15 protein-coding genes are annotated in these 13183 nt (G+C 62.9%); 5 read left to right on the top strand and 10 right to left on the bottom strand.

The features are described 5' to 3' along the window. Nucleotides 1–111 precede the first annotated feature (111 nt). Nucleotides 112–1632, top strand: a complete 1521-nt coding sequence (locus tag HG250_RS11105; protein WP_170005393.1) for a TadA family conjugal transfer-associated ATPase — start codon at nt 112–114, stop codon at nt 1630–1632. Between the two features lie 9 nt (nt 1633–1641). On the opposite strand, the gene HG250_RS11100 is transcribed toward HG250_RS11105, so the two are convergent. Beyond that, complete coding sequence (locus HG250_RS11100) at nt 1642–1875, bottom strand: hypothetical protein (protein WP_240957086.1); 234 nt, start codon at nt 1873–1875, stop codon at nt 1642–1644. Between the two features lie 103 nt (nt 1876–1978). On the opposite strand from HG250_RS11100, the gene HG250_RS11095 reads away from it, so the two are divergent. Both HG250_RS11095 and HG250_RS13055 read left to right on the top strand, forming a co-directional pair. Next, entirely contained in the window at nt 1979–2887 is a 909-nt protein-coding gene (locus tag HG250_RS11095) for a DMT family transporter (protein WP_170005392.1), read from the top strand. A 62-nt stretch (nt 2888–2949) separates the two neighbouring features. Further along, a complete protein-coding gene (locus HG250_RS13055) occupies nt 2950–3078 on the top strand; it encodes a hypothetical protein (RefSeq protein WP_277348096.1) in 129 nt (42 codons plus the stop codon). 313 nt (nt 3079–3391) lie between these two features. On the opposite strand, the gene HG250_RS11090 is transcribed toward HG250_RS13055, so the two are convergent. Together HG250_RS11090 and HG250_RS11085 are read right to left on the bottom strand one after the other, a co-directional pair. Next, complete coding sequence (locus HG250_RS11090; protein WP_170005391.1) at nt 3392–4561, bottom strand: deoxyguanosinetriphosphate triphosphohydrolase; 1170 nt, start codon at nt 4559–4561, stop codon at nt 3392–3394. 130 nt (nt 4562–4691) lie between these two features. Next, nucleotides 4692–5408, bottom strand: a complete 717-nt coding sequence (locus HG250_RS11085; RefSeq protein WP_170005476.1) for an aspartate/glutamate racemase family protein — start codon at nt 5406–5408, stop codon at nt 4692–4694. A 177-nt stretch (nt 5409–5585) separates the two neighbouring features. Between HG250_RS11085 and HG250_RS11080 the strand changes: the two genes are divergently transcribed. Continuing rightward, nucleotides 5586–6080 (top strand): DUF2147 domain-containing protein, encoded by a 495-nt coding sequence (locus HG250_RS11080; RefSeq protein ID WP_170005390.1) that lies wholly within the window; start codon nt 5586–5588, stop codon nt 6078–6080. A 41-nt stretch (nt 6081–6121) separates the two neighbouring features. Here HG250_RS11080 and HG250_RS11075 read toward each other — a convergent pair whose 3' ends face one another. From HG250_RS11075 to HG250_RS11050, 6 genes are all read right to left on the bottom strand, one after another. Next, nucleotides 6122–6442, bottom strand: a complete 321-nt coding sequence (locus HG250_RS11075; protein WP_240957085.1) for a hypothetical protein — start codon at nt 6440–6442, stop codon at nt 6122–6124. Continuing rightward, nucleotides 6442–7896, bottom strand: coding sequence for an NAD(P)(+) transhydrogenase (Re/Si-specific) subunit beta (locus HG250_RS11070; protein WP_170005474.1), 1455 nt, complete (start codon nt 7894–7896; stop codon nt 6442–6444). Before HG250_RS11070 ends, HG250_RS11075 begins: the two co-directional genes overlap by 1 nt. A 77-nt stretch (nt 7897–7973) precedes the next feature. Beyond that, nucleotides 7974–8306, bottom strand: a complete 333-nt coding sequence (locus HG250_RS11065) for an NAD(P) transhydrogenase subunit alpha part 2 (RefSeq protein ID WP_170005389.1) — start codon at nt 8304–8306, stop codon at nt 7974–7976. 137 nt (nt 8307–8443) lie between these two features. After that, nucleotides 8444–9049 carry a fasciclin domain-containing protein gene (locus HG250_RS11060; RefSeq protein WP_170005388.1) on the bottom strand — a complete coding sequence of 202 codons (606 nt, stop codon included), beginning with the start codon at nt 9047–9049 and terminating at the stop codon, nt 8444–8446. A 58-nt stretch (nt 9050–9107) separates the two neighbouring features. After that, nucleotides 9108–10244: an NAD(P) transhydrogenase subunit alpha gene (locus HG250_RS11055; protein ID WP_170005387.1), complete on the bottom strand. Its 1137-nt coding sequence runs from the start codon at nt 10242–10244 to the stop codon at nt 9108–9110. Nucleotide 10245: 1 nt separating this feature from the next. Further along, complete coding sequence (locus HG250_RS11050) at nt 10246–10371, bottom strand: aa3-type cytochrome c oxidase subunit IV (protein WP_170005386.1); 126 nt, start codon at nt 10369–10371, stop codon at nt 10246–10248. A gap of 259 nt (nt 10372–10630) precedes the next feature. Between HG250_RS11050 and HG250_RS11045 the strand changes: the two genes are divergently transcribed. Then, a complete protein-coding gene (locus tag HG250_RS11045) occupies nt 10631–12049 on the top strand; it encodes a sigma-54-dependent transcriptional regulator (RefSeq protein ID WP_170005385.1) in 1419 nt (472 codons plus the stop codon). Between the two features lie 16 nt (nt 12050–12065). Here the strand turns inward: HG250_RS11045 and HG250_RS11040 are convergent, their stop codons facing one another. After that, on the bottom strand, nt 12066–13094 hold the full coding sequence (locus HG250_RS11040; protein ID WP_170005384.1) for an FUSC family protein: 1029 nt from the start codon (nt 13092–13094) through the stop codon (nt 12066–12068). Nucleotides 13095–13183: the final 89 nt, after the last annotated feature.

Here is a 13183-nt window from a genome sequence, read left to right as displayed (position 1 = left end):
GCCCGGCTTAGGGAATTGAAAAGGTTTCCCCGATATTCACCAATTCCGGGAAGGCGGCATCTACCAGTTTCTGGCTGATGCAGCCCCACATGAAGGATCAAGGGACGAGGCATGAGCGCATTCGGGCGGAAAAACGGACCGGCAGGGATGAACCCGGGCGGGCGGCCTTCCTTCGGAGTCGCGAAGCCCATGCGCGGTGGCAGCGGCAAAGCCGCGTCGCCCGATCGCGGCGGCGAACAGTTCCCGCCCCTGCCCGGCGACGATGCGAACCCCGTCGCACCGTCTATCGCAAACGACCGCAACGTCGATGCGATGACTCGTCTGGCCGACCGGGCCAACAATATTCACGAGCAGGTCGAAGTCGGCGGATTCGAAGCCAGCGTCCACAAGATCAAGGAACAGGTTCTTCCCCGCCTGCTCGAACGAGTCGATCCCGAAGCCGCCTCGACCCTGACGAAAGAGGAATTGTCGGAAGAATTCCGCCCGATCATCCTCGAGGTGCTCGCCGAACTGAAAGTCACCCTCAACCGCCGCGAACAATTCGCGCTGGAAAAGGTGCTGATCGACGAATTGCTCGGCTTCGGCCCGCTGGAGGAACTGCTCAACGATCCCGAAATTTCCGACATCATGGTCAATGGCCCCGACCAGACCTATATCGAGAAGAAGGGCAAGCTGGTCATGGCGCCGATCCGGTTTCGTGACGAACAGCATCTGTTCCAGATCGCCCAGCGTATCGTCAACCAGGTGGGCCGCCGCGTCGACCAGACCACGCCGCTGGCCGATGCCCGGCTGAAGGACGGCAGCCGCGTCAACGTCATCGTGCCGCCACTTTCGTTGCGCGGAACGGCCCTGTCCATCCGCAAGTTTTCGGAAAAGCCGATCACCATCGACATGCTCAAGGACTTCGGTTCGATGAGCGACAAGATGGCGACGGCGCTGAAGATCGCCGGCGCCTGCCGGATGAATGTCGTCATTTCCGGCGGCACCGGTTCCGGCAAGACCACGATGCTGAATGCGCTGTCGAAGATGATCGATCCGGGCGAACGCGTGCTGACGATCGAGGATGCCGCCGAATTGCGCCTGCAGCAGCCGCACTGGCTACCGCTCGAAACCCGCCCTCCGAACCTCGAAGGCCAGGGTGCGATTACCATTGGCGATCTGGTCAAGAACGCCCTGCGTATGCGCCCCGATCGCATCATCCTGGGGGAAATTCGCGGCGCGGAATGTTTCGACCTGCTGGCCGCCATGAACACCGGTCATGACGGTTCCATGTGCACGCTTCACGCCAACAGCCCGCGCGAATGTCTCGGCCGTATGGAAAACATGATCCTGATGGGCGACATCAAGATCCCGAAGGAAGCCATCAGCCGCCAGATCGCCGAATCGGTCGATCTGATCGTGCAGGTGAAGCGCCTTCGCGACGGTTCCCGCCGCACCACCAACATAACCGAAGTCATCGGCATGGAAGGCGATGTCATCGTCACGCAGGAATTGTTCAAATTCGAATATCTCGACGAGGGCGAGGACGGGAAGATCATGGGCGAATACCGCAGTTCCGGCCTCCGTCCCTACACTCTGGAGAAAGCGCGCCAGTTCGGGTTCGATCAGGCGTTTCTGGAGGCCTGCCTCTGACCGGCACCGTCAATTCGTGATCAGCCCCTTGACGGACAGGGTGATGAACGCCGCGGCGATTACGCCGCATATCAGGAACAGCCCCGTCCAGGGCACCCAACCGACCTGATCGATCCGGTCGCGCCGGATGCGCCGCCGTTCACCCAGCAGCGCCAGCACGATGAATGCGAGGCCCCAGAGACCGAGGATTTCGGCATCGCTGGCAAAGGTGAGATCGGTGGTAAGCCCCATGTCCGGCGGCATATGGCCACCCCTGCCTGCTGGAACAAGGCGGCGCCCGGCGAATACTTTTGCCGGGCATCGGCCTTGCGCTTGAACGTAGTGGCATCGGGCGTATGGCTGCCGGATGGACGGTTCTGTCGCGCTCCCTCGCCCCCTCCTTGCCCTTTCGCTGCGCCTGGCGACGGCGCTGGCGCTTGCCACCATGTCCATGCTGGTCAAGCTGGCGGCGTCGCGCGGGGTGCATCTCGCTGAACTGGTGTTCTGGCGGCAGGCGCTGACCTTCTGCCTCATCGCCGGCTGGCTGGCCCTGGCTGGACGGCTCGCCAGCGTGCGAACGACGAGGATCGGGGCGCATTTCCGCCGGTCGCTCTACGGCATCATCGGCATGGGCTTCGTTTACGGAGCCGTTATCCTGCTGCCTCTGGCGGAAGCGACTACCATCAGTTTCACCACCCCGATCTTCGCGGTTCTCCTGGCGATGGTGCTGTTCCGTGAAAAGATCGGTATCTATCGCTGGACGGCCATCGCGCTCGGCTTCGCGGGCGTTCTCTTCGTCACCCGGCCGGGCGGCGGCGCGATCGACCCGCTGGGACTCGGCGTCGGACTGGTCGCAGCCTTTCTGGTGGCCCTCATCTCGCTGCAGATCCAGGATCTGAACAGGACCGAGAGGCCGTTCACCATCATCTTCTGGTTCACGGCCATGACGGCGCCGCTGGCGGCCCTCGCCCTACCCTTCGTGACCGGGCCGCATGACGGGCTGACCTGGGCGATCATCGGCGGGATGGCGTTCTGCGGGGCCGTGGCGCAGATACTGCTGACCACCAGCCTTCGCTATGGATCGGCAGCGACCATCATCGTGATGGATTATACCGCCTTGATCTGGGCGACCCTGTACGGGTGGTTCGTGTTCGACAATATGCCGCCGGTCACCTTGTGGCTGGGTGCCCCGCTGATCGTCGCTGCCGGGCTGACCATCACCTTGCGCGAACATCATCTGTCACGAAAGAAGAAGCTTACGTCCCTCGAACTTTAGGAACCTAAGCGGCGATAATGCATTCCATCTGCGGCACCTATAACGATAATTCGGAGGAAAATATGGTACGCAAACTTATTCTGACATTCGGAATTTCCGTTCTCTCGCTCGGCGCGGCGGCATGCAACACGGTCGATGGCGCTGGCGAAGATATCGAATCTGTCGCCAATGAGGTTGACGAGGAAATATAAGCTCGCATGGATTGCGGCTGATCGGATGACGCTCGCCGGACCACCGGCGGGCGTTTTGTCTTATTTTCCCTGAGCGGCGGTTGCGCGGGACAAGGCAGGCGTAGCCCGCGCGATATCGGCCGCCTTAGAAGAACGCAGCCGGCGCAAACGGCCATGCAGCAGATGGTCGGCCCGGGGGTCGAGGAATGCCGCGGCATGTCGGCAGGACTGTTAGCGCCCTCGCGCCTGCCGGGCAGCAGGCCGGGCTGGAGGGTGTCGAACCTTTCGAAGCCAAGCCGCAAGACACACTCCGACCACCGCCATGCGCCGCATGTCAGACATTGCTCAATCCGCCGGGCCGAATGCCATAGATCTCGGCACAGCGTTCGATGGCGAAGCGATCCGTCATTCCCGCGACGAAATCCGCAATGTGGCGGCTTCGCATGGGTTCGAGTTCGGGCAGACTGCCCAGCCAGTCCTTCGGCAGCAGCGTGCTATCCTGCGCATAGGCTGCAAACAGCCGCGCGACGACATCCCCCGCCTTCTCGGCGGTTTCGCGCTGTTCGGGATGCAGATACAGACGTTCATACATGAAGGTTTTCAGCCGCCGTTCCTGCGCGGCCATGCCCGGCGAGAAGCAGGCAACCGCCTTTTCGGCCTGCCGTATATCGCAAGAGGAAGAGGCGTCCAGGCCGGCAATGGCATGGCGGGTGGTATCGATCACGTCGTTTACCATGATCCCGATCTGGCTGCGGATGAGTTCCCGCAGCTTGCGCTCATGCGGAGCGCCCGGAAAACGCCGGTCCACTTCCCGCCACTGATCCGCGACGAAATCCAGCGTCAGCAGATCGTCCAGGTCGAGGAACCCCGCCCGCAATCCATCGTCGATATCGTGATTGTCATAAGCGATATCGTCGGCAACCGCCGCAACCTGCGCTTCCAGTGACGGCCACTGGCCGAGCGCCAGCGGATAGGCTTCGTCCAGTTCCGCCAGCGCCCAGCCGGGCGCGGCGACCGGCCCATTATGTTTCGCCAGCCCTTCCAGAACCTCCCAGCTGAGATTCAGCCCGTCATGATCGGGATAGGGGCTTTCGAGGCGCATCAGCACCCGCAACGTATGGGCGTTATGATCGAAGCCGCCGTGCCGGATCATGGAATCGGACAAGGCATCCTCGCCCGCATGGCCGAAGGGCGGATGGCCGATATCGTGCGCCAGGCACAGCGCTTCGGTCAGATCCTCGTCGAGGCCGAGCGTCCGGGCGATGACGCGGCCGACCTGCGAAACTTCCAGACTATGCGTCAGCCGGGTGCGGTAATGGTCCCCGTCCGGCGCGATGAACACCTGCGTCTTGCCGCGCAACCTGCGGAAGGCGATGGAATGGATGATGCGGTCGCGATCGCGCTGAAAATGGCTGCGCGGCCCTCGCGCGCCGCCGCGAGCTGCGGGAAATTCGCGGCCGCGCGAACAGGCGGGATCGGCGGCATAGGGGGCAAGGTTCGGCACGGCGCCGGTTTAGGAGGGCAGCCTTCCACCGACAACGGGAACAATCGGGCAACATAAGCTCACGCGCGCCTATGCCTTTTCGCGCCCTGAGCGACGAAGCGGCAGCCCGAAGGTCCGTAATTACCTGGGCTCAGCTTATGTCCGCGCCGGAAAGTGTATCGTCCAGCATCCAGTCTGCGGCCGCTTCGCAATGGATCCGGGTGGAATCGAAGATCGGCAGGACATTGGCATCGACATCCACGACCAGCTCCAGTTCGGTACAGGCCAGCACGATGGCATCGGCACCGTCCTGTTCCTTGCGGGTGATGATAGTCTTCAACGCCCGTTCCGCATCGCGCGTCACCCGGCCCAGCAGCAGTTCCTTGTTGATGATGCCGTCGACCATGGCGACCGTGTCCATGTCAGGCGCGGTCAGATCGACGCCGTGGGACACCAGCCGTTGCCGATAGAAGCTACCCGTCATCACGTCGCGCGTGCCGATAAGGGCGGCGCTGTCGATCTTGCGCGCCGCCATTGCCTGTCCGACGCTTTCGGCGATGTGGATGACGGGCACCTGGACGGCAGCGGCGATTTGATCATAGACGCGGTGCATCGAATTCGCCCCGATCAGGATCGCGCCTGCTCCGGCCCGTTCCAGCCGCCGTGCCGAATCCGTCAGTATGCCTGCCGCACGGTCCCAATCCCCATTGCTTTCAAGCCCGTAAAGCTCCGTCATGTCGAGGCTGTCGATCACGAGCGGCGCACTGGCCAGTTTGGTCAACCGGCTTTGCACGATCTTGTTGATCCGTTCGTAATAGGTCCGGGTCGCAACCCAGCTCATCCCGCCGATAATACCCAATGTTCGCAAAACGCGAATCCCCTGCAATCCCGAAAGGTCCGATGGGCTGTGCCCGGTGGTCGTCTGGCTATAATGCATGGCAGACGGTGTTTTTCCCGAACAGTCCCAAAAAGGTGATCGGGCCGGGCAATCGGCGGCAATCCACAGCCATGTGGCATCCTTGTGGCGCGCCGGGCCGTATGGTGTATGTTGATTGCCGATATGGTCGACCAGACGATGTCCGTGGCCGGTCCGGCCGCGCATGAGTTTCCGGAGAATTCCTGTATGCGGATGATTGTCTCGTTCCTCGCCGCCGGCCTTGCCATGCTGCCTGCGTCAGCCATTGCGGCGCCTGCCGACATTACCGGTAAATGGAAAACTGACGATGGGCGGGCCGTGGTCGAGTTCTATCGCTGCGGTGACGCGATGTGCGGAAGGATATCCGATTTCCTGGTGCCGGAACCGGCAGGCGGCGTACGCGATACCGAAAATCCGGATGCAGCGAAACGATCGCGCAAATTACGGGGTTTGCGAATATTCTGGGGTCTCGCGCCCGATGGCGACAGGTACGAGGGCAAAGGCTACAGCCCCGAAGACGGGCGCTATTTCAATGCCGATGTCTATCGCAGCGGCACCAACCTCAGGATCAAGGGCTGCATCGCTGCCTTCCTGTGCCGGTCGCAGACCTGGAAGCCTGCCTGAACGCTCATGCAGATCGCTGGCGGCAGATCACCGGAAGCGGGTTACCGGGCCAGCCCGGTGGCGCACAGTGCGGCGGAACTGGCGGTGACCGTGATGACCTCGGCATCGCCGATATTGCGGACCCGCCGTACATAGCTGGCCAGGTCGGTGGGTTCGCCCTTGCGGGCCTTCATCGCCTCCAGCTTGCGGAGCTGGTCGATAGTCAACCGGTCGACCATGCGGCCCGCCATGCAGTCGGCATTGCTCTCGGACAGCCCGGCATCGACCAGCGCGCTCTGCACCCGGCCTTCCGCGATGGTCTGAACGCAGCCGGCGGACAGCAGGGCGACAACCGCCGCGGGAGCCAGAAGAAGCAGACGCATCAATCCAGCGCCTTCACGATTTCCTCGACCATCTTCTTCGCATCCGAAAGCAGCATCATCGTCTGATCCATGTAGAATACCTCATTATCGACACCGGCATAGCCCGCCCCGCCCATGCTGCGCTTGATGAACATCACGGTCTTTGCATTTCCCACGTCGAATACGGGCATTCCGTAGATGGGCGACCCCTTGTCCGTCTTGGCGGCAGGGTTCACCACATCGTTCGCCCCGATAATGAAGGCAACGTCGGCTTGCGCGAATTCGCTGTTGATATCCTCGAGTTCGAAGACCTCGTCATAAGGCACATTCGCCTCGGCCAGCAGGACGTTCATATGCCCCGGCATCCGCCCGGCGACGGGGTGGATGGCGTATTTCACGTTCACGCCTTCCGCCTTCAGCATGTCGCCCATTTCGCGCAGGGCATGCTGCGCCTGCGCGACGGCCATGCCGTAGCCGGGGATGATGATGACATTCTCCGCCTGCTTCAGCATGAAGGCCGCGTCCTCGGCGCTGCCGCGTTTCCAGGGCCGGTCGGTCTTCACCGCATCGCCCGAAGCGCCGCTGCTGTCCGCCCCGAAACCGCCCGCGATGACCGAGATGAAGCTGCGGTTCATCGCCCGGCACATGATATAGGACAGGATGGCGCCGGACGATCCGACCAAGGCGCCGGTGATGATCATCGCCGTATTGTGCAGGGTGAAGCCCATCGCCGCAGCCGCCCAGCCTGAATAGCTGTTCAGCATGGATACGACCACCGGCATATCGGCCCCGCCGATCGGGATGATCAGCAGGAAACCCACGATAAAGGCGAGGATGGTCAGCGCGGCGAAATATCCGCCTTCCGCGATGGTGCCAGTGGCAAACAGCGCGGTCAGCACGATGATCGCGGCGATGATGCCGAGATTGATCGCGTGGCGGCCGGGCAGCAGGATCGGCGCGCCGCTCATCTTTCCCGCCAGCTTCAGGAAAGCGATGACCGAGCCTGAGAAGGTTATGGCACCGATGGCGACGCCCAGCGCCATCTCGATGCGGCTGGCGGCGGCGATCGTCATCACGATCCCGACGAGGTCGCCCGAACGTTCGATGCCCCCCACCACCAGAAGATCGAAGGCGGCAGGATTGAGGAACGCGGCCCAGCCGACGAGGACCGCTGCCAGACCGACCAGGCTGTGGAAACCCGCGACCAGTTGCGGCATGTCGGTCATGGCGATGCGCCGGGCGATCAGCCAGCCGATCCCGCCGCCGATGCCGATGGCGATCAGCGTTTCGCCCAGCCCCGCGATGTCATGCGTCACCAGCGTGGTTACCACCGCGATCAGCATCCCCGCCATGCCGAGGCGGTTGCCCATGCGGCTGGTCGAGGGCGAGGACAGGCCGCGCAGGGCGAGAATGAACAGGACGCCCGCCGCCAGATAGGCGAACGCCACCCACGGATTTACCGCATGTGCGTTCATCATGTCCCCGATCTGCGGAAGGGCAGGCGCCGGAGATGGGGGCGGCGGCGGGGGTGGTGGCGGGGGCGGCAGGATGCTCATGAACGGGAGCCTTTCCCTGCCGCGTCGTCGCGGACAGCGGCAGGCGACGGCCGTTCCTTCTTCTTGTACATCGCCAGCATGCGTTCGGTAACGGCGAAACCGCCGAAGATGTTGATGCTCGCCAGGACGACCGCGATCAGGCCGAGCCATTTCGCCGCCGTGCTGCCGGCCTCTGCGCTGGCGATCAGTGCGCCCACGATGATGACGGAAGAGATCGCGTTGGTGACCGCCATCAGCGGTGTGTGCAACGCCGGGGTGACCGACCAGACCACGTAATAGCCGACGAAGCAGGCCATTACGAAAATCGACAGAATGGCGATGAAACTCATGCCTTGCTTACCCCCTCCAGCCGTTTCGGGCCTGTTTGCAGGCAGCCTATCGCAAGCCTTGCGGGTCTGTCGATGTAAAAAGGGTGCCGCTTGCCCGTCGGCAGCGGCACCCCGTTCGCGCGATGAAGCGCGACTGATTACATGCTCGGCATCAGAACGCCGTTCACCACATGGATGACGCCGTTCGACTGCATGACATTCGCCTGCGTGACATAGGCACTGCTGCCGCCCTTGCCCATGATCATGACATTGCCGTCACGCATGTGGAAGGTCAGCGCCTCGCCGGCCACGGTGTTGTACATGGCGGTCCCGCCGCCCGCGCGGATCTTCGCCGCGATGTCGGCCGCCGTGATCCGGCCCGGCACGACATGATAGGTCAGCACCTTGGTCAGCGCAGGTTTGTTGGCGGGCATCATCAGGCTGTTCAGCGCGGCCGCGGCAACCCGGTTGAAGGCTTCGTCGGTCGGCGCAAAGACGGTGAACGGCCCTGCGCTGTTCAGCGTATCGACCAGGCCAGCCGCCTGCACCGCCTTGACCAGGGTGGTATGAATGGGCGAATTGACCGCGTTCTGAACAATGGTCCGGCTGGAGTACATTTCCGCCCCGCCAACCAGCGAGACATCGGCACGGGCCGAAGTCTGCATTCCCATCTCGTCATCCATGCCGGTCTGCATATTCGCACATCCGCCGAGGGCGAGCAGTGCAGCGGCAGGCAGGATGGCTGTTCTTATAGTTTTCATCATGTTTACTTCCTCGTGAACCACTTCTGTGTGTTCTTACGTTCAAGGAAGTGAAACGGCTTCAATCCGGTGGGGATTGTCCGACAAGTTGCGGGTGAACCACCGCCCCGCCGCGCGTCAGGCGAATGGCGTCGCCGATCTCTTCATCAAGCTGGGGGCGTCCGCTTTCCTCGTCCCAGAAAGCGGAAAAGAAGTTGAACAGGTTTCGGGCGTAGAGCGCCGAGGCATCGGCGGCCAGCAGCCCTGCGGTATTGGCATGGCCGATCACCGTCACCCCGTGGATCGTCACCGCTTCGTCCGCACGGCTGCCTTCGACATTCCCGCCCTGCGCCGCGGCCAGGTCGTAGATGACGCTGCCCGCCTTCATGCTCGCGATCTGGCTGTCGGAGATCAGACGCGGTGCCGGTCTGCCAGGGATCAGCGCCGTCGTGATGACGATATCCTGTCTGGCGATGTGAGAGGATACGAGTTCGGCTTGCGCCGCGCGGTATTCCTCGCTCATTTCCGAGGCATAGCCGCCGCTGCCTTCGCCCTCGATCCCCTCGACATTTTCCACGAAGACGGGCTTTGCGCCCAGCGACTGGATCTGCTCCCTCGTGGCGGAACGCACGTCGGTGGCGGATACCTGCGCGCCGAGCCGCCTGGCCGTGGCGATTGCCTGCAATCCGGCGACCCCGACGCCCATTATGAAAACCCGCGCGGCGCTTACCGTACCTGCCGCAGTCATCATCATGGGGAAAGCGCGGCCATAGGCATTTGCAGCAAGCAATACGGATTTGTAACCTGCGAGGTTGGACTGGCTGGACAGCACATCCATGCTCTGGGCGCGGGTGATGCGCGGCATCAGTTCCATTGCCAGGGCCTCCAGCCCTGCTGTGGCGTAACCCTGCACCCGGTCCTGCCTGCCGAATGGATCGAAGATCGCCGCTACCATCGCACCGGGTTTCGCGCCCTGCAGATCGTCAGGGGGCGGCGCTTGTACGGCAAGGACAATGTCCGCCCCCTCGGCCGCCTGTGCCCTGCTCGTCACGCTGGCACCGGCCTCGACGTAATCGGCATCGGAGATCGCGGCGTTCTGTCCGGCCCCCGCTTCGACGGCGACATCCGCCCCTAGCGCGATGAATTTACGCGCTGTCTCCGGCGTCAGCGCCACACGGGATTCACGCTCCGCGCGTTCCCTCAGGACGGCTATCCGCAATTCAGCTGGCGATCAGGAGAACGACGATCGCCACGATCACGCAGACCAGCGGGACCGACCATTTCAGATTGGCGATAAACGATTCGTAGGTCTTGGATGCGGCCTTCATGTCATTGGCGGATTTCATCGTCTTCACCCTTGATGAGTCTGGATATTTGCACAACGATACCGCCATGAACGCCGGCACTCAAGGGGCCGTCACAACTCGCCTGCCCGGGCCCGTCCTGCGGCGAAAATCATTGAAACTGTTGCCGTTCGCTCGCATGGCCGCTACATTGCCGCTCAACAAAGCCGGTCGCTTGCAAACTTAATCACACCTTTACCTGTCCCCGATAAACCGGGGGCGCGTACCGCAACGGGACGGTTTGGGATACGGTTTAACACTTATGGCTGACAGCGACGATCGCCTGCTGATGCTTATCGATGACGAGCCGGCGCAGAGCAGGCTCATCACCGCGCTTGCCGCGCGGGAAGGCTGGCGTACGCTGGTGGTGAGTGATTCGGAAACGGCAATCGCCACGCTGGGCACCCGGCAGGGAATGCAGCTTTGCGCAATTATCCTCGATCAATGGGTGCCGGGCGACGAAGCCTGCGACCTGATTGCGGAACTCAAGAAGCGCCGTCCGGCCATGCCGATCCTGATGCTGACGGCCAGTGCCAGCCCGCTGCTGGCGGTGGAGGCGATGCGGGCCGGAGCCACCGATTACCTGATCAAGCCAGTCGCACCCGACCGGTTGATGCAGGCGCTGCGCAGCGCCACGAGGCGCGAGGCTCCGCGCGATGAATTGCAGCCCCTCACCGAAAAACTGGATGCGGAACTGGATTTCGACGCCATGATCGGCACGGCTTCCACGTTCCGTGCGGCACTCGCCCGTGCGGCCAAGGCCGCCCGCGGGCACGGCCCCGTGCTGATCGAAGGGGAGAGCGGCACCGGCAAGGAAATGCTGGTGCGCGCCATGCATGGTGCCAGCCCCCGTGCGAAATCGCCGCTGCGCATCATCAATATCGGCAGCGTGCCGGCAAATTCCATCGAATCGGTCCTCTTCGGGCATGAACAGAACGCCTTCCCCGGAGCCTTCGACCGCCAGATAGGCGCCCTGCAGAGCTGCGACGGCTCGACGCTGGTCCTCGACGAGCTCGATCGCCTGCCTGAAACCCTGCAGACACGCCTCGCCGAAATGCTGCAGACGGGCATTGTCAGGCCGGTGGGTGCGAAACATGGCTTCAAGGTCGATGTCCGGCTGATGGCGGCGAGCAATCTGCCGCTGGGAGACCTCGCGGCCCAGAACCTGTTCGAGCCGCGGCTCGTGGAGGCGATTTCGGCAACCCGCATCGTCCTGCCGCCGCTCCGCGAGCGGACCGGCGACATCGCTGCCCTTGCCCGACATTTCCTGGCGCGGATCGGTGAACAGCCCGGCCTGCTCCCACTCTCGATATCGGACAGCGCCCTGGCTCTGCTGGCAGCCTACGGCTGGCCGGGTAATGTGCGCCAGTTGCAGACCGTCCTCTTCCGCGCCGCCGTCTTCTGCGATGGCGAGACGCTGACACCCGAAAGCTTTCCGCAACTGCTGAAACTGATTGGCGATTGCGACGAGACGCGCAACGTCAGCCAGGAAGGGGTGGGCGTCCTTCTCTATACCGAAGACGGCAATCTTCGCCCGCTGGAGGAGATCGAGGCAGACGTGATACGCCTTGCCATCGGGCATTACCGCGGCAGGATGACCGAGGTTGCGCGCCGCCTCGGCATCGGTCGGTCGACACTTTACCGCAAGCTTGGCGATCTTGGCATAGACGACGCCGCCTGAAGAATATCGCCAGGAACTAGGCTGATTTCTGCCTGCCCGTCATCTCGTCGCTAAGATTACGTAGCGCATCGGCCAACTGCCCCAGCGTGTAGACCAGCGCGCCCTTGGCCGCGTGGTGAAGATCACCCCGCCCCTCGTCGTTCAGAGCCAGATCCCTCGCCTCCTGCACACCCCGGTCGATATCGTCCAGAATGCCGTAATCAGGCTGTTCGCCATTGCCGAGTGCGGTAAGCACCTTGCAACTATTCCTGCTGACGGCATCGATCCTGTCGATAAGCTCCTCGCCGAAACTGTCATCCGCCTTGCCGATCCGATCGATCGAACGCGCGGCTCCCCATATCTGGTCGACATTGTCGATCTGGTCGTCGTAAAATGCGCTATCGTTCATGTGAATGGCAGCGGACGCCTCGCGCGCGTCAGAAATGCTGGCGGTATAGTCGCCGCGCAAATCCTCGTCGCTGCTGCTCCTGTCACCCGCCCGGTCGCCCACCCGGTCAATGGCCCTGTCCACATAACCGGCCAGCGCGTCCATCGCGCGGCGCAGGTGGCGCATGGTCCGTTTTTCCGAACTTTCACGCCAGACGATCAGCGATACCAGCGTACCGATCACGACGCCCACACCGATCGCCAGACTTCGGTCGATGGCGGTCTGCATCACGTCGGAACCGGAACCCAGCGCAAGCGCGACCGCAGCGACGGTGCCGTAACGCCATTCCGGCTTGAAACCGGCCACGAAATTGATCGCCAGCATGGACAGTGCCAGCGCCGCTGCCGTGCCATAGCCGCTGGGCATCAGCGCCAGGCAGGCGAAGCCGATCGCTGCACCCACCAGTGTGCTGACGAACCGATCCTTCGCCTCGCTCATCGCCGCCCCGGCGGTGGGCTGGATGACCATGACCGCGCTCAGCACGCCGATGAAGCGTTCGGGCATCCCGGTCACTTTCATCAGCGAGAACATGATCGCGGCAGCCAGAGCGGATTGGAGGGCGAGGCGTGTTGCATCGCGCAATTCGCCTTTCGAAATGTCGATATCCGGTAATTGCATGGTCTGGTAACTGACCGGCACCCGACTCGTTTCAATTTTACCTGGCCGAGGGAGAGTCGGCGGGCGGATCGGCCAGCGGCGCAAACCCG

The sequence above is a fragment of the Pseudopontixanthobacter vadosimaris genome (genome assembly GCF_012979275.1).
In the GTDB taxonomy this organism is placed as follows: domain Bacteria; phylum Pseudomonadota; class Alphaproteobacteria; order Sphingomonadales; family Sphingomonadaceae; genus Pseudopontixanthobacter; species Pseudopontixanthobacter vadosimaris.
Note: the sequence above shows the minus strand (reverse complement) of the source record. Positions and strands in the feature narration are given on the sequence as shown.